This window comes from Brucella pseudogrignonensis, assembly GCF_031454375.1.
Taxonomy (GTDB): Bacteria; Pseudomonadota; Alphaproteobacteria; order Rhizobiales; family Rhizobiaceae; genus Brucella; species Brucella pseudogrignonensis_A.
This window is the reverse complement of record NZ_JAVDQT010000003.1, coordinates 151,884-167,142: the sequence shown is the minus strand read 5'-3', so window position 1 is coordinate 167,142 and position 15,259 is coordinate 151,884. Positions and strand designations below refer to the sequence as shown.

The following is a 15,259-nucleotide window of genomic DNA, read 5'->3' as shown; positions in this document are numbered from 1 at the left end:
GATTATAACTTACCATAGCCGCGAGAGTTCCGTGACCCAACCAGCCCCAACGAGTATTTTGTTCGTCTGTGCAGGCAATATCTGCCGTTCACCGCTTGCAGAAGGCGTGATGGCGCAGGTTCTGGCAGAGCGGCGTATTGATCATGTGCTGATCGATTCGGCAGGCACGAACGGCTATCACACGGGCGAAGAACCGGACGAACGCTCAGTCCGGGTTGCTGCAAAGCATGGTCTTGATATTTCTGAACAATCTTGCCGCCAGCTGACCGCAAGTGATTTCACCCGCTTTGATCTCATTCTTGGGATGGATCGTTACAATATGCGCATGATCGCGCAGCGTCAGCCCGCGAACGCAACCGCGCGCATTGGCCTTTTCACCGAAATAGCAGAGGGCAAAGCGGTGGAAATCCCCGATCCTTATTACGGAAATATCGGGGATTTCGAGCAGGTTTACCGAATGGTGCTTACCTCTTCAAAGGCGCTGGCCGACCAGTTCTGGCGTGATGCAGCCATTAAAGGCCAGGCTTCTTCGACAATGTAAGGGCCGCCACCCACAGAATCGCGCGATGACATCAGAACGAAACGCCCCACTTTGAAGGGCATTGTCGAGAAATTGCCGCGCGATGAGAGATATTGAACGACATCTTCAATGCGTGGGTTTTTTAACCGTGCCAAAGTCACATGGGGTGTGAATTTGCGCGGATCTGCGGGTATGTGAAGCCGCTGGCAGATGCGTTCTATTTCGCCCTGCAATGCGTTGAGTTCAGGTGAGGGTGATACGCCCGCATAGATGCTGTGCGGTTTTTTCGAACCGAAAGCATCGACACCGGACAGATTGAGCATGAATTCGGGGCGCCGTACGCGATCCAGTGCATTGGCAACCTCGTCGGCCACGTGGCCTTCCACATCTCCAATAAAACGCAGAGTTATGTGGTAGTTTTCAACATCGATCCAGCGTGCGCCTGGGAGGCCGCCCCGTAATAACGAGAGCGAAAGCGCGGCGTCGCGCGGGATTTCGAGGGCAGTAAAGAGACGCGGCATTTAGCATCCTCCTCGAACGGTTCTGAGCCAGAGCGTCGTGTGGCTTCGGCCACGGGAGGACGCTCTGAATTAGAGTGCCTGTGCATCGATCAGGGGAAAAACGAATCTCTTTTTCCTAATCGATGTATTTCTTAGCGAATCATTCTTCGCCCTCTTGGGCAAGCTGTTTATGCTTGACGATTGTGTCAGCCGCCTGATGTCCCCGTCTTTTGTTCGGCTTTGAGGACTTTCTCGATTGTTGGCATGAAATTGCTCACCATCATTTCCACGCCCTTTTCATTCGGGTGCATGCCGTCTTCAAGCTGCAACTGCTTTTGTGCAGCGACACCATCAAGGAAAAATGGATACAGCGGCACGCCATATTTTTGCGCAAGCTTCGGATAGATCGGGTTGAACTTGTCGGCATAATCTTTGCCCATATTGGGCGGGGCTATCATGCCAGCGAGTATAACCGATATGCCGCGTGTTTTGAGACGCGAGAGCATTTCATCGAGATTTTTCTCAGTAATATCAGGCGCAATCCCGCGCAGCGCATCATTGGCTCCGAGTTCAAGAATAACGAGATTTGTACCATCCGGGATCGACCAGTCGATGCGGGCCAGACCACCGGTTGTGGTGTCACCCGATACGCCAGCATTCTCGATGCTGACCTGATAACCCTTGTCATCAAGCGCTTTTTCGAGTTGCTGCGGGAAGGCGGCATTTGAAGGCAGAAGATAACCCGCCATCAGACTGTCACCGAAGCCAACAATTTTGACGGGTGCGAGCTGTTCGGTTGGCAATGCGTCCTCAAGCCCCGTGGGTTCTTCCTGCGCACGCGCAGCGGTAGCGATAAAAGACGCAGCTACGACAAAAATCGATAACCAAACCGTGATCGAGTGTTTGAAACGCATCGTTAGCAACCCATATCTAGCTAATTGGTGGTGGATCCACCTACATGATTCCTTCTTGCGCAAAACAAGATCATTTTTGTGACGCGCTTTGGCTCTTAATATTCATATAGGAAGAAAAACGCGTGACGGAACAGGTGACTTCGCTAAATCATGGCCCGATCATCGAGCTAGAGAATGTTCATCTGACTCTGGGACATGCGGCATCATCCGTGCATGTGCTTAAAGGTGTCTCGCTTTCAATTGCGCAGGGGCGCTCTGTCGGTATCGTCGGTCCATCGGGCTCGGGCAAGTCTACACTGTTGATGGTGCTGGCCGGTCTTGAGCATGTCGATCAGGGCACGGTGAAGATCGCAGGCGAAACCATCAGCAAAATGACGGAAGATCAGGCCGCCGCATTTCGCGGCGCCAATATCGGGATCGTCTTCCAGTCCTTCCATCTCATTCCGAATATGACGGCGCTGGAAAATGTCGCCGTGCCGCTGGAGCTTGCAGGCCGCAGAGATGCGTTTGAAGTGGCCGAGCGTGAATTGTGTGCCGTCGGCCTTGGCGAGCGTCTCACGCATTATCCGTCAGAACTTTCCGGCGGCGAGCAGCAGCGTGTAGCGATTGCCCGTGCGCTTGCGCCAAGCCCGAAAATCCTGATTGCCGATGAACCAACTGGCAATCTCGACACGGCCACAGGTCGTCAGATCGCCGATCTTTTGTTCTCCAAGCAGCGTGAAAATGGCCTGACCATGGTGCTTGTCACGCATGATCCATCGCTAGCAGCGCGTTGCGATCAGGAAATTCCGGTTCGTTCCGGCCGCATTGAAGAACCAGCCCGAAAAGAGCCAGCGCTTGAAACAGCGGTGGCTGGCGCATGAGCAAACTTGCCTCATTTTCATTAGCTCTTCGCTTTGCGCTGCGCGAAATGCGTGGCGGGCTTTCCGGCTTCTATATTTTTCTCGCCTGTATCGCGTTGGGCGTAGCAGCAATTGGCGGCGTCAATTCTGTTGCTCGCTCCGTCAGCACTGGCATTGCAGCCGAAGGGCAGAGCATTCTAGGCGGCGACGTCAGCTTTGCGCTTAACCAGCGCGAAGCAAGCGCTGAGGAGCGCGCTTTCATAGACGGGCAGGGCACGGTTGCTGAAAGTGCGACCATGCGCTCGATGGCGCGTCTGCCGGATGGCTCCGATCAGTCGCTGGTCGAGGTGAAGGCGGTTGATGCTGTCTATCCGCTTTATGGTGCGTTGAAGGTCGCACCAGAGCTTTCTTTCGAGGACATGACGAAACAGCAGAATGGAACCTATGGCGCCGCCGTCAGTCAGGATTTCCTCAATCGCATGGGGGTGAAGCTCGGAACGAAAGTTCTGCTCGGTTCGGAAACATTTGAACTGCGCGCGCTGATCGAAAGCGAACCTGACCTCCTGTCGTCGGGCTTTAATTTTGCACCGCGCTTTCTGGTTTCAATAGATGGTCTTCGCGCATCCGGCCTGATCCAGCCCGGAAGCCTTGTCGATCATATTTATAAGGTCGCATTGCCCGATGGTGCGCCTGATTCTGCGATCGCGCAATTGCGTGAACGCGCTACCGCCGACTTCCCCGACGCTGGCTGGAACATCCGTTCGCGCAACAATGCCGCGCCAGCACTAACCGCCAATATCGAACGCTTTTCGCAATTTCTCACACTCGTCGGCCTGACAGCGTTGATCGTGGGCGGTGTTGGTGTGGCTAATGCCGTGCGCGCTTATCTTGATGGCAAGCGCGGCGTGATTGCGACGTTTAAATCGCTGGGCGCACCGGCGCGTTTTGCCGTGCTGGTCTATCTGGTGCAGATCATGGTCATCGGTCTGATTGGCATTGCGATCGGGCTTGTTCTTGCAGCAATCATCCCATTTGCAGCCGCTTTGGCGCTTGCCAATTATCTGCCGGTTGCGGGCGGCGGCGGTTTCTTCCCCGATGCACTCGCTTTGGCAGCTGTCTTCGGGCTGATCACAACGCTTGCCTTTGCAATTATCCCGCTTGGTCGTGCGCGTGAAATTCCGGCGACTGCACTGTTTCGCGAACAGGGCTTTGAGCAGCGCGGATTGCCGCCGTTCCTCTATCTGGCGCTGGCCGTTCTGCTGATCGCAGCTTTGGCCGGTCTTGCACTTTATGTCGCTTATGACAGGCGGATTGCAGCGATCTTCATCGTCTCATCCATTGCAGCCTTTGGCGTGCTGCGCCTTGTTGCCGATGGTATCCGCTGGCTGGCGCGCCGTGCGCCGCGCACCCGTTCGACCGCCTTTCGTCTGGCAATTGGCAATATCTATCGTCCCGGCGCGCTCACGCCATCTGTCGTACTTTCACTCGGCCTTGGTTTGACGCTGATGGTGGCGATTGCGCTCATCGACGGCAATCTGCGTCGTCAGGTGACGGAGAATATCCCGGCACAAGCGCCGGACTTCTTCTTTGTCGACATTCAGAACAACGACATTGGCGATTTCACCAAGCTTGTGAGCGGTATTGTGCCGGATGGTAAACTCACCTCCGGCCCGATGCTGCGCGGTCGTATCGTCGCGTTCAACGGTACTAATGTGCGTGATATGACCATCCCGCCGGAGGCTGCATGGGTGCTGCGCGGTGATCGTGGCATTACCTTTGCTGACAAGGTTCCTGAAAATTCGACGCTGACGGAAGGCGAATGGTGGCCGGAAAATTACTCCGGCGAGCCACTTGTGTCTTTTGCTGAACGTGAAGGCAAAGAACTCGGCCTGAAGGTCGGCGATATGGTTACGGTCAATGTACTTGGCCGCAACATCAATGCCAAAATCGCAAGCTTCCGGCAGTTGCAGTGGGAAACGCTGGCGATGAATTTCGTCATGGTGTTTTCGCCCAACACTTTTGCCGGAGCACCTGCCACATGGCTTGCGACGCTGACCATTCCTGATGGTCAGAAAAATCTGGCACCCGATGTTTTGCGACAGGTCACGAAAACATGGCCAGCTGTCACGACCGTCAGCGTGACAGATGCGCTCGATGTGGCAAACGATCTGATCAGCCAGCTTGCAACGGCAATTCGCGCGGCGGCATCGATTGCTCTTGCTGCTTCAGTGTTGGTGCTGGGTGGCGCTTTGGCTGCAGGCAACCGCGCCCGTGTTCACGACGCAGTGGTGTTGAAAACACTGGGTGCCACGCGCGGCACGCTGATCAGCGCTTATATCATTGAATATATGCTACTGGGTCTGGCAACGGCGGTCTTTGCGCTGGTCGCAGGTGGTGTCGCGGGCTGGTATGTGGTTGTGGAGGTGATGAAGCTCAAAGCACAGTTTCTACCGGATGTTGCACTGATGACCGTTGGTGTTGCTCTGGTGCTGACTGTAGGTTTTGGTCTTGCCGGAACATGGCGAGTACTGGGCCAGAAGCCTGCAAATGTGCTTCGGACCTTATGAACCATTTGTAATGTGGAAGCTTAAAATCCCTTAAGCCTTTGGATCGCATGGATAATGCGATCCGTATTTCAACCAGCATCATCACGATTTTTTTCAAGTAGTACTTGTGTGAGAGCGGCAAAATCCCCATAATAAAACGCAGGCATGCTGGGGTCCCGCCAGCGGCGCCTGGGAGCGGCTCGAAAAGAGCCTGACCTCGACACCGGACGGGACAACGCAAAAGGATTTAAGTCATGGCTGACTTTCGCAATATTCAGGCACAGCAGAGGCCGGTAGGTGGCGCTCGTGTTGGTGCCGACATCGATCAGGGCCTCCGTAGCTATATGCTCGGCGTCTACAATATGATGGCAATTGGTCTGGTTGTTACCGGCCTTGCCGCTTTGGCTGTTTCGTCACTGGCTGTCACAACCGATCCGTCGGCTGCGGTTGCACAGATGTCAAACGGCAAGATGCTTACTGCACTTGGTGCAGCACTTTACACATCGCCACTGCGCTGGGTTGTTATGCTCGCGCCGTTGGCTGCCGTATTCTTCCTGAGCTTCCGTATCGAGCGTCTTTCGGTCGGAACAGCTAGTGCCGTTTTCTGGGGCTATGCAGCGCTCGTTGGTCTCTCGCTGTCGTCGATCTTTCTGGTTTACACCGGACAGAGCATCGTTCGCACCTTCTTCGTAACCGCTGCCTCGTTCGGTGCGTTGTCGCTTTACGGCTACACCACCAAGCGCGACCTGTCGGCGATGGGCTCGTTCCTGATGATGGGTCTGTTCGGCCTGATCATCGCTTCGGTCGTTAACATCTTCCTCGGCTCCACCGCGCTGCAGTTTGCAATCTCGGTGATCGGCGTTCTGATCTTCGCAGGTTTGACCGCTTATGACACACAGTCGATCAAGGAAATGTACTTCGAAGGTGATTCTGCTGAATCGCAGGGCCGCAAGGTTGTTATGGGCGCGCTGCGTCTGTACCTCGACTTCATCAACATGTTCATGTTCTTGCTTCAGTTCATGGGCAACCGTGACTAATCAGTCCGAGCTATAAGAATTTGAGAGGGCAGCGGAAACGCTGCCCTTTTTGCTTTTCAAAATGAATGCTTGGAGTCATGCTCATCGGGTAATTTCAAACTGAGTCCCGGCCCACATGCCCCATATTCGCGACTTTCATCCCACCGACATTGAAGCCATCACAACCATCTATACTGAAGCCGTGTTGAACGGCTCAGGTTCGTATGATCTCGAGCCGCCGACGCTTGAAGACATGACACGCCGCTTCGAGAGCTTTGTCGAACAGGGCTTTCCAATTCTGGTTGCCGAAGAAAACGGGCTTGTTCTGGGCTATGCCTATATCAGCTATTTCCGCACCCGCCCGGCTTATCGCTGGCTTGCGGAGGATTCGATCTATATCGCACCCGATGCGAAGGGTAAGGGCATTGGCAAGCTTCTGCTTGGTGAACTGATCAAACGCGCAACAGCGCTCGGCTTCCGGCAATTGCTGGCAGTCGTTGGTGACGGCGAGCATAATATTGGATCAGTGAAGCTGCATGAGAGCCTCGGCTATGTCCATTGTGGGCGCATTCAGGGATCGGGCTTCAAGCATGGGCGCTGGCTTGATACGGTGCTTATGCAGTTACCGCTCAATGGTGGCTGCTCGGTTGATCCTGGACCGATGCCGCTGACTGAATAAAAGCGCATCCCGAAAAGTGCGAAGCGGTTTTCGGATAAGATGCGCGCCAGAAAGAGCAGCATCCCGAAAAGTGCGAAGCGGTTTTTGGATAAGATGCGTGTCAGAAAGAGCAGCATCCTGAAAAGTGCGAAGCGGTTTTCGGATAAGATGCGCTTCTTAATTGCCTACGAGCTTCAGACTTTTATCGAAAACGCGGAGCACGCGTTCAAGCTCATGCCCGCGCTTCATGATGAGCCCGCTTGCAGCAATAACGGAATAGGCCCCCTGCTTGTTCGCAAGCTTGGGGTTTTTCTCAACACGAAACAACGGAACTTCGCTGGCCCGGCGAAAGATGGAGAAAACTGCTCTGTCGGCAAGATGGTCGATGGCGTAATCGCGCCACGCACCTGTCGCGACCATGCGTCCATAAATATTGAGGATTTTTCCCAGTTCGTGCCTGTCAAAGCTAACAGTCGGGGATTGCGGACGTGTTGGGCCAAGAGGGATTACTTTTGGCGTTGCCGATGTAGGAGAAATGGGTTGCGATGATTGATCTTCATTCGCAGCGCTTGGAATATCCATTGTGTTCCTTTCATCGCAGAATGGGTCGTGAAGGGAATGAGCAAGCGGCAATGTCTTGCTTCATAGTGCTATGGTGATGCTTTTATTAAATCTTTGCAAGGTTGTGTTTGAGGGCTAGCGCTCACTCTCTGATTGGTCTATACAAAACTACTCCCAATTAGTTGTATATTAGCTGATCACGAAAAGAGAATGGCTGTTCTCAATGGTGATCTATGGCCACATTTTGGCCTTGTCAAATCCCCATTCCGGCCCGATTCTGTGGCATATATTAGCTCGTTGCCTGAGACGGTTCGGTTCGGGTATGTCCGACCCCAAGCCCCCCGCCCAAAGGACTGCCCGAACCGAACCAACCTCTGATGATTAGCTGTTTCGGCAGCGGCAATATTTCCCGAAATGACAAAGTGATTTATACGCTGAACCGTCAGGCTTTGGGCTCAGAGAGCCAGCGGATTTTTCTGCTTGAAGATCGCTGCGCCGTGAATAGGTCCGAGTGCCTTTTCGCTGTTGCTTTCCTGCAGAACGACCGCGCAACCGCTCACGTCCTTGCGGGTGAGTTCTGAGGCAGGCAGTTCAATCTTCAGCGCTTTGCCGTCCCACATGCCGATTGTGTTGATGTCAGTTACCGTATTGCGGTAGGTAACCGATTGACCGGCGTTTTCGCCTTTGTCGATTGGTATCGTCACCGAATCGCGCAGATAAAACATTACAACATGCACTGGCTTTTCCGGCTTTTCACCGGCTGCAATCTCAATCGAAAGGCGGCCGTCATCCAGTTTGGTAATCGAAACTGGCACATTGAGCTTGTTGTCTGAGAGATGTTTTTTCACGATGCCAGCGTCGTTACCGTTCATCTCAACAGCACCATTAACGATAGCCTGCGGTGTATAAACCATCTTCGCATTGAATGAATTGCGATAGGCATTCTGCCGGTCGGTATTATCCTGAGAGGCAAGCGTATCGCGCCATCCCATATAATCCCAGTAATTAACGTGAAACGACAGCGCCAGAACGTTTGGATCATCCGCATAGGATGCCAGATTCTTGTCGGCTTGCGGGCAGGATTTGCAGCCCTGGCTCGTATAAAGCTCAAGCACTGATGTGCGCGTGCTGTTGTCCTGTGCCTTTGCAGCGCCACTCATTGACAGGCAACCCGTGAACGCCATCCCCAGAGCAGCACAAACACAACGCAGACCGGGAGCGCACTCGTCGGAAAGCCATGTATATGTCCCATTGAAAGGGGAGTGGAAGGTCACTTTGGTTTCATCCTGCTATAATTGACGCTGACATCTATTATGTAGGAATTGCGACGATCAATAGGAAGTCACGTTGCAGTGAGATTTGTCGCAGTTTTTGTCATATGGGTGTTTCTTTTATCCCACGATTGAGCTGGCTTGCGATAAGCGTCGCTTACGCACAATTATATAGGCATGGGACTGAGTGAATATGAGGGCGAGTTTAAGAGAAAAGGCCATCGCTATTTGCGATGAGAAAATCGCGAAAAAGGGTGAAACGGTCGGCATTTCCTTTTATGCATTCTTTTCCAATAAAAACTCAGACCCGGACCTGCTTATGGAAGCAGCGGGATGGTGGATCAAAACGCATAAGCTCGATCACTTTGAGAAAGCCGTCAAAATCAGGGAAATGATTCGTTCGGGGCTATAAATGGAAAAGCCGCTGGATTTCTCCAGCGGCCTTTTTGTTTTATGAACGCGCTGATTAAGCAGCGAGATCACGCAGAACGGTTTGCAAAATGCCACCGTTCTTCATGTAGTCGAGTTCGTCCAGCGTATCGATACGGCAGATCAGTGGAACCTTCTTCACCGTGCAATCGGCATAAGTGATCGAAGCTTCGACCTTCTGACGTGGACGCACATTGGCAAGACCTTCGATGGAGACGATTTCGTCGCCCTTAAGACCCAGCGTCTGCCAGCTTGTGCCTTCCTCGAAGACGAAAGGCACAATGCCCATGCCAACAAGGTTGGAGCGGTGAATACGCTCGAACGATTGCGCAATCACGGCCTTCACACCAAGCAGATTGGTGCCCTTTGCAGCCCAGTCACGCGACGAGCCATTGCCATATTCGACACCTGCAAAGATGACGAGTGGAACACCCTCGGCCTTATACTGCATGGCAGCATCATAGATCGAGGTTTCTTCCTTTGACGGATAGTGAATGGTGTAACCACCTTCGCGACCGTTTTCGCCTAACATGTGATTGCGAATACGGATGTTAGCAAAGGTGCCGCGCATCATCACTTCATGGTTGCCACGACGCGTGCCGTACTGGTTGAAGTCGGCAATGCCGACGCCATGGTCAATGAGATATTTACCAGCCGGCGACTGTGCCTTGATGGAACCGGCAGGCGAAATATGGTCGGTCGTGATCTTGTCGCCGAAGAGACCCAGAACGCGTGCGCCCTTAACGTCTGCAATCGTGCCAGCCGACTTGCCCATGCCCACAAAGTAAGGCGGGTTCTGCACATAGGTCGAATTGTCGTCCCATGCGTAAGTCTGACCAGCAGGAACCTGTACGGCCTGCCAGTTTTCATCGCCCTTGAACACATCCGCATATTTTTCGGAGAAGACTTTGCGGGTCACGTTCTTTGCAATGAAATCCTGAATTTCAGCTGATGAAGGCCAAATGTCACGCAGGAACACCGGATTACCATCATGATCCTCGCCAAGTGGCTCCTTGGTCAGGTCTTTTGTGACCGTACCTGCAAGCGCATGGGCAACAACGAGCGGAGGTGATGCCAGATAGTTCGCCTGAACATCCGGCGAAACTCGGCCTTCAAAGTTACGGTTGCCGGAAAGGACAGCAGCAGCGATCAGACCCTTTTCGTTGATGGTCTTGGAGATCGGAGCAGGCAATGGACCGGAGTTACCGATACAGGTCGTGCAACCAAAACCAACGAGGTTGAAGCCAAGCGCATCAAGGTCCTTCTGGAGACCAGCAGATTCAAGATAAGCGGCAACCACCTGAGAGCCGGGCGCTAGCGAGGTTTTAACCCAAGGCTTCGTCTTGAGGCCTTTGGCAACTGCATTGCGGGCCAGAAGACCGGCCGCAATCAGCACACTTGGGTTCGAGGTGTTGGTGCATGACGTGATAGCGGCGATTGCCACATCGCCATGGCCAAGATCATAGTCTTCACCTTCAACCGGATAACGTGTGGTCTGACCGGTGGTCTTTTTATATTCTGTTTCAAGCGAGGTCGCGAAGCCCGATCCGATGTTTTCCAGCGCAATGCGGCCTTCAGGACGCTTTGGACCGGCCATCGATGGGACAACGTCACCCATGTCGAGTTCAAGAATATCGGTGAAGACAGGGTCTTCCGAACCTTTTTCGCGCCACATGCCCTGCGCACGCGAATAGGCTTCAACGAGCGCGAGACGGTCTTCTGCGCGACCGGTCGTGTTCATATAGTTGAGCGTTTCCTTGTCGATCGGGAAGAAGCCGCACGTTGCACCATATTCCGGGCCCATATTGGCAATGGTCGCGCGATCAGCAAGCGTCATGTTTTCGAGGCCTTCGCCGAAGAACTCGACGAACTTGCCGACAACGCCCTTCTTGCGCAGCATCTGTGTAACCGTGAGCACGAGATCGGTTGCGGTCACGCCTTCCTTGACCTTGCCCGTCAGGCGGAAGCCAATAACTTCCGGCAGCAGCATGGAAACAGGCTGACCAAGCATGGACGCTTCCGCTTCAATACCGCCAACACCCCAGCCAAGAACGCCAAGGCCATTGACCATGGTGGTGTGGCTGTCGGTGCCGACGCAGGTGTCAGGATAAGCAACGGTCACGCCGTCTTCTTCCTTGGTCCAGACTGCCTGTGCCAGATATTCAAGGTTTACCTGATGGCAGATACCAGTGCCCGGAGGAACAACGCGGAAGTTTTTGAATGCTTGCTGACCCCATTTGAGGAAGCGGTAGCGCTCGCCATTGCGCTCATATTCGAGCTCCACATTGGCCCTGAACGCGTTTGGGTTGCCGAACTCATCAACGATAACTGAGTGGTCGATGACGAGATCGACAGGAACCAGCGGATTGATCTTTTCGGGGTCGCCGCCAAGCGCCTTGAGGCCGTCGCGCATGGCTGCAAGATCGACAACGGCTGGAACGCCGGTGAAGTCCTGCATCAATACGCGGGCAGGGCGGTAGGCAATTTCTGCACCAGCAGAACCGCGATCTGTAAGCCATGCGGCAATGGCTTCGATGTCCGACTTTTTAACAGAGCGGTCATCTTCAAAACGCAGCAGGTTCTCAAGCAGAACCTTCATGGAAAATGGAAGCTTCGAAATGCCCGTCAAACCGTTCTTTTCGGCTTCTGTCAGGCTGTAATAGATATAGTCCTTACCGTTGACGGTAAGCGTTTTGCGGCTTTTGAAACTATCAATGTTTGACACGTTAGTTCGTCCTCATGCTACTGGCCGGAAAACCAGGACGAACGCCTAGGCATGCGTTTCAAGGACGCGCCAAGGTGCGGGTGCAGTCATTTCCGCTGTCCGTCCCGAAACCTGTGCTTTCGTAAGCGCCAAGTGTTTGAGATCGGCCAAAATTTGTTTCCACACCGACCGCTGGCATGGTAACTCAGATATAGGGAGTTTCTTATAACGATTCCAGACAGATTATCGTGAACGTCATCCCTTGCGGCAAAATGTTACGTTATCCCGGTCGGCTTTGTCAGCTTGACCCAAGGAGAGAATATGCGGCTTGGGGCCGAAAATCTGGCGGGCGAACGCGGCGGCGAGACGATCTTTGCCGACCTCTCATTTGAATTGTCGTCAGGTGAAGCGCTGATTGTCACAGGCCCGAACGGGTCGGGAAAATCCACGCTGCTGCGGATCATCTGCGGATTGCTTGCACCTGAACAAGGCAAGATTACCCTCGTCGAGGACGCAACAACACTCCCCGTTCGCGCCGCGTGTCATTATCTCGGTCATCAAAATGCGATGAAGCCTGCTTTGAGCGTGCGTGAGAACCTGCTGTTCTGGCAAGAATTTAATGGTGCAGCAGCGCTTCAAATTGATGAAGCTTTGGAAGCCGTTGATCTGCCGGGCGTTGAACATCTTCCCTTTGGTTATCTTTCAACCGGGCAAAAGCGCCGCGTTTCCATCGCAAAACTGTTGATCAGTCATCGTCCGCTCTGGATTGTCGATGAGCCAACTGCTGGCCTCGACAAGGCATCTGAATCCCGCTTTGCAGAACTGATGCGCGATCATATGCGCGAGGGCGGCATGGTGATTGCCGCAACGCATATTCCGCTCGGTCTTGAAGGTGTCAAAACGCTCGACATGGCGCAATATTCGCCCGAGGTCGTGTGATGATGGCGCTATTTCTGCGAGATTTGCGTCTGAGTTTCCGTGCCGGTGGCGGCGCGCTGATCGGTATCCTGTTCTTTTTGGCAGTCATTTCCGTGATGCCGTTCGGCGTCGGTCCCGATCTTAATCTCCTGTCGCGCATTGGCCCTGCCATGCTGTGGATCGGTGCTTTGCTGGCAACACTGCTCGGTCTTGATCGGCTGTTTCAGGCAGATCGCGACGATGGATCGCTCGATCTGCTGCTAATTGGAGCAGACCGGCATATGCTGGCTTTCACAGTCTTTGTGAAATGTTTTGCGCACTGGGTTGCAAGCGTTTTGCCGCTGGTGATTGCTTCACCTTTGCTGGGGCTGTTCATGAATATGGATGCCACGGCCACGGCTGCAACCACCCTCACACTCTTGGTTGGAACGCCCGCAATTACCTTTATCGGCGCGGTGGGTGCAGCACTTGCGGTCGCGCTTCCACGCGGCGGTTTGCTGGTTTCAGTAATCGTGCTGCCGCTGACCATTCCGGTGCTGATTTTTGGTGTGTCTGCGTCTTATGGCGCGACCGATATGGTGGCGCCATTCTTTGCGCCGTTTCTTATTCTCTGCGCACTGACTTTGTTTTTTGCAGTTCTGGGGCCGTTGGCTGCATCGGCCTCCTTAAAAAGCTCGGCAGATTAAACAAGAATCTGTCGTGATAAGATGAAATCATTCTCGGCGGATTGACGCAGTTGATTACGGTCAATTGAACGCCATAACGCGTCAGGTATAAGTATAGCCCATGACGAATGACATTGTGAAAACCACAAGCTGGCTTGATCTGGCAAACCCCACGCGCTTTCTCGGCTTTGCGGGCAAGGTTCTGCCGTGGCTGGCTATCCTCTCTGCGCTGTTTCTGGCCGCTGGGCTTTATATGGTTTTTCTGTCGCCTGATGATTATCAGCAGGGGCTGACGGTTCGCATCATGTATATCCATGTGCCTTTCGCATGGCTTTCGATGATGTGTTATTCGATCATGGCAATTTCAGCACTGGGCACGCTGGTCTGGCGTCATCCGCTGGCCGATGTTTCCATCCGTGCCGCAGCTCCTTTGGGCGCGGTGTTCACGGCACTTGCACTTGCAACCGGCTCGCTCTGGGGCAAGCCGATGTGGGGCACATGGTGGGTGTGGGATGCGCGTCTGACCTCCGTGTTTGTGCTCTTCCTGATGTATCTTGGCATTATCGCGCTGTCGCGTGCCATGGATGATCCGGCAAAAAGCGCCAAGCCTGTGGCCGTGCTCACGCTTGTTGGCTTCATCAATATCCCGATCATCAAATTCTCGGTCGACTGGTGGAACACATTGCATCAGCCAGCATCAGTCTTCCGCATGGATGGCCCGACCATTGACGGCTCCATGCTTCGTCCGCTTTTCGTGATGGCAATTGGCTTCACGCTACTGTTTCTGACCTTGCATATGATGGCGATGCGCAATGAAATCTGGCGTCGTCGCGTGGCAATGATGAAAAAGCTTGCAGCCCGCAATGCAGATCGCAGCCGCCTGAAAAGAGAGCGCGCTGACGCGCAAGGGGAGGCCGCACAATGAGCCATTTCGCTTATGTGATGACGTCTTACGGGATTGCCGCCGTGGCCCTTGCCATAACGATTGGCTGGATACTGATCGATCAACGTATTCAGAAAAGCGAGCTGAAACGGCTTGAGGCTCAGGGTGTGCGCCGCCGTTCCGACAAAGCATCCGGTTCTGCACAATGACTGAAACCACTAAGAAACGCGCAACATGGGTTGCGCTGCTGCCGTTGATAATTTTCGTCGGCCTTGCCGCAATCTTTGCGGTGCAGCTCTTATCAGGAAAAGACAACACGACCATTCCGTCCGCACTAATCGGCAAGGATGCGCCCCAAACCAATCTTCCACCAGTCGAAGGTCTTGTGCAGGACGGCGCGTCCGTGCCGGGCCTCAACAGCGAAGATTTTAAGGGTAAACTCACACTGCTCAATGTGTGGGGATCGTGGTGCGTACCATGCCGTCAGGAGCATCCGCTGCTGATGGAGATCGCCAAAGATGAGCGCATCCGGGTGGTTGGCCTTAATTACAAGGACCAGCCCGAAAACGCTCGCCGTTTCTTAGGTGATCTCGGCAATCCATTTGCCGCAGTCGGTGCCGACCGTGCCGGACGTTCAGCCATCGAATGGGGCGTCTACGGCGTGCCAGAAACCTTCCTCGTCAATGCCGACGGAAAGATTGTTTACAAGCATGTCGGACCGTTTACGCCAGAGTCGGTGAAGAATGACCTGATGCCGGCGGTGGCCAAAGCACTGCAATAATAAAGCTTATAAAATGGAAAAAGCCCCGCATGTGCGGGGCTTTTGCTTTTT

General features: G+C 53.8%; 16 protein-coding genes. 11 read left to right on the top strand and 5 right to left on the bottom strand.

The window, feature by feature from the left end; genetic code table 11:
• Positions 1–31: 31 nt before the first annotated feature.
• Positions 32–541 (top strand): low molecular weight protein-tyrosine-phosphatase, encoded by a 510-nt coding sequence (locus tag J2782_RS11610; protein WP_310012639.1) that lies wholly within the window; start codon positions 32–34, stop codon positions 539–541.
• Here the strand turns inward: J2782_RS11610 and thpR are convergent.
• Together thpR and J2782_RS11600 are read right to left on the bottom strand one after the other, a co-directional pair.
• Positions 451–1,041: an RNA 2',3'-cyclic phosphodiesterase gene (gene thpR, locus J2782_RS11605; RefSeq protein WP_310012636.1), complete on the bottom strand. Its 591-nt coding sequence runs from the start codon at positions 1,039–1,041 to the stop codon at positions 451–453. The two genes, J2782_RS11610 and thpR, sit on opposite strands and share 91 nt — an antisense overlap.
• 185 nt (positions 1,042–1,226) lie before the next feature.
• Complete coding sequence (locus J2782_RS11600; RefSeq protein ID WP_310012634.1) at positions 1,227–1,934, bottom strand: arylesterase; 708 nt, start codon at positions 1,932–1,934, stop codon at positions 1,227–1,229.
• Positions 1,935–2,068: 134 nt separating this feature from the next.
• On the opposite strand from J2782_RS11600, the gene J2782_RS11595 reads away from it, so the two are divergent.
• The 4 genes from J2782_RS11595 to J2782_RS11580 all read left to right on the top strand — a co-directional run bounded on the left by J2782_RS11595 (position 2,069) and on the right by J2782_RS11580 (position 7,017).
• The gene (locus J2782_RS11595) at positions 2,069–2,797 is read left to right on the top strand and encodes an ABC transporter ATP-binding protein (protein WP_404989635.1); all 729 of its coding nucleotides are present in this window, start codon (positions 2,069–2,071) and stop codon (positions 2,795–2,797) included.
• Complete coding sequence (locus J2782_RS11590; protein ID WP_310012630.1) at positions 2,794–5,343, top strand: ABC transporter permease; 2,550 nt, start codon at positions 2,794–2,796, stop codon at positions 5,341–5,343. The genes J2782_RS11595 and J2782_RS11590 overlap by 4 nt, the downstream gene beginning before the upstream one ends.
• Positions 5,344–5,576: 233 nt before the next feature.
• On the top strand, positions 5,577–6,359 hold the full coding sequence (locus J2782_RS11585) for a Bax inhibitor-1/YccA family protein (RefSeq protein ID WP_250039221.1): 783 nt from the start codon (positions 5,577–5,579) through the stop codon (positions 6,357–6,359).
• 115 nt (positions 6,360–6,474) lie between these two features.
• Complete coding sequence (locus J2782_RS11580) at positions 6,475–7,017, top strand: GNAT family N-acetyltransferase (RefSeq protein WP_310012626.1); 543 nt, start codon at positions 6,475–6,477, stop codon at positions 7,015–7,017.
• 156 nt (positions 7,018–7,173) lie between these two features.
• On the opposite strand, the gene J2782_RS11575 is transcribed toward J2782_RS11580, so the two are convergent.
• Together J2782_RS11575 and J2782_RS11570 are read right to left on the bottom strand one after the other, a co-directional pair.
• Positions 7,174–7,578 (bottom strand): DUF2794 domain-containing protein, encoded by a 405-nt coding sequence (locus J2782_RS11575; RefSeq protein WP_310012625.1) that lies wholly within the window; start codon positions 7,576–7,578, stop codon positions 7,174–7,176.
• A gap of 434 nt (positions 7,579–8,012) precedes the next feature.
• A complete protein-coding gene (locus J2782_RS11570) occupies positions 8,013–8,747 on the bottom strand; it encodes a DUF1223 domain-containing protein (RefSeq protein ID WP_310013324.1) in 735 nt (244 codons plus the stop codon).
• A gap of 274 nt (positions 8,748–9,021) precedes the next feature.
• Between J2782_RS11570 and J2782_RS11565 the strand changes: the two genes are divergently transcribed.
• Positions 9,022–9,240 carry a DUF6500 family protein gene (locus J2782_RS11565; protein ID WP_310012622.1) on the top strand — a complete coding sequence of 73 codons (219 nt, stop codon included), beginning with the start codon at positions 9,022–9,024 and terminating at the stop codon, positions 9,238–9,240.
• A 54-nt stretch (positions 9,241–9,294) separates the two neighbouring features.
• Here J2782_RS11565 and acnA read toward each other — a convergent pair whose 3' ends face one another.
• Positions 9,295–11,982: an aconitate hydratase AcnA gene (gene acnA / locus J2782_RS11560; protein WP_310012620.1), complete on the bottom strand. Its 2,688-nt coding sequence runs from the start codon at positions 11,980–11,982 to the stop codon at positions 9,295–9,297.
• 300 nt (positions 11,983–12,282) lie between these two features.
• Between acnA and ccmA the strand changes: the two genes are divergently transcribed.
• From ccmA to J2782_RS11535, 5 genes are all read left to right on the top strand, one after another.
• Positions 12,283–12,900, top strand: coding sequence for a heme ABC exporter ATP-binding protein CcmA (ccmA, locus tag J2782_RS11555; RefSeq protein WP_310012618.1), 618 nt, complete (start codon positions 12,283–12,285; stop codon positions 12,898–12,900).
• Positions 12,900–13,565, top strand: a complete 666-nt coding sequence (gene ccmB, locus J2782_RS11550) for a heme exporter protein CcmB (RefSeq protein ID WP_310012613.1) — start codon at positions 12,900–12,902, stop codon at positions 13,563–13,565. Before ccmA ends, ccmB begins: the two co-directional genes overlap by 1 nt.
• A 100-nt stretch (positions 13,566–13,665) precedes the next feature.
• A complete protein-coding gene (locus J2782_RS11545; RefSeq protein WP_310012606.1) occupies positions 13,666–14,469 on the top strand; it encodes a heme ABC transporter permease in 804 nt (267 codons plus the stop codon).
• Entirely contained in the window at positions 14,466–14,636 is a 171-nt protein-coding gene (gene ccmD, locus J2782_RS11540; RefSeq protein WP_310012604.1) for a heme exporter protein CcmD, read from the top strand. Before J2782_RS11545 ends, ccmD begins: the two co-directional genes overlap by 4 nt.
• Positions 14,633–15,208, top strand: coding sequence for a DsbE family thiol:disulfide interchange protein (locus tag J2782_RS11535; protein ID WP_310012603.1), 576 nt, complete (start codon positions 14,633–14,635; stop codon positions 15,206–15,208). Before ccmD ends, J2782_RS11535 begins: the two co-directional genes overlap by 4 nt.
• Positions 15,209–15,259 lie beyond the last annotated feature (51 nt).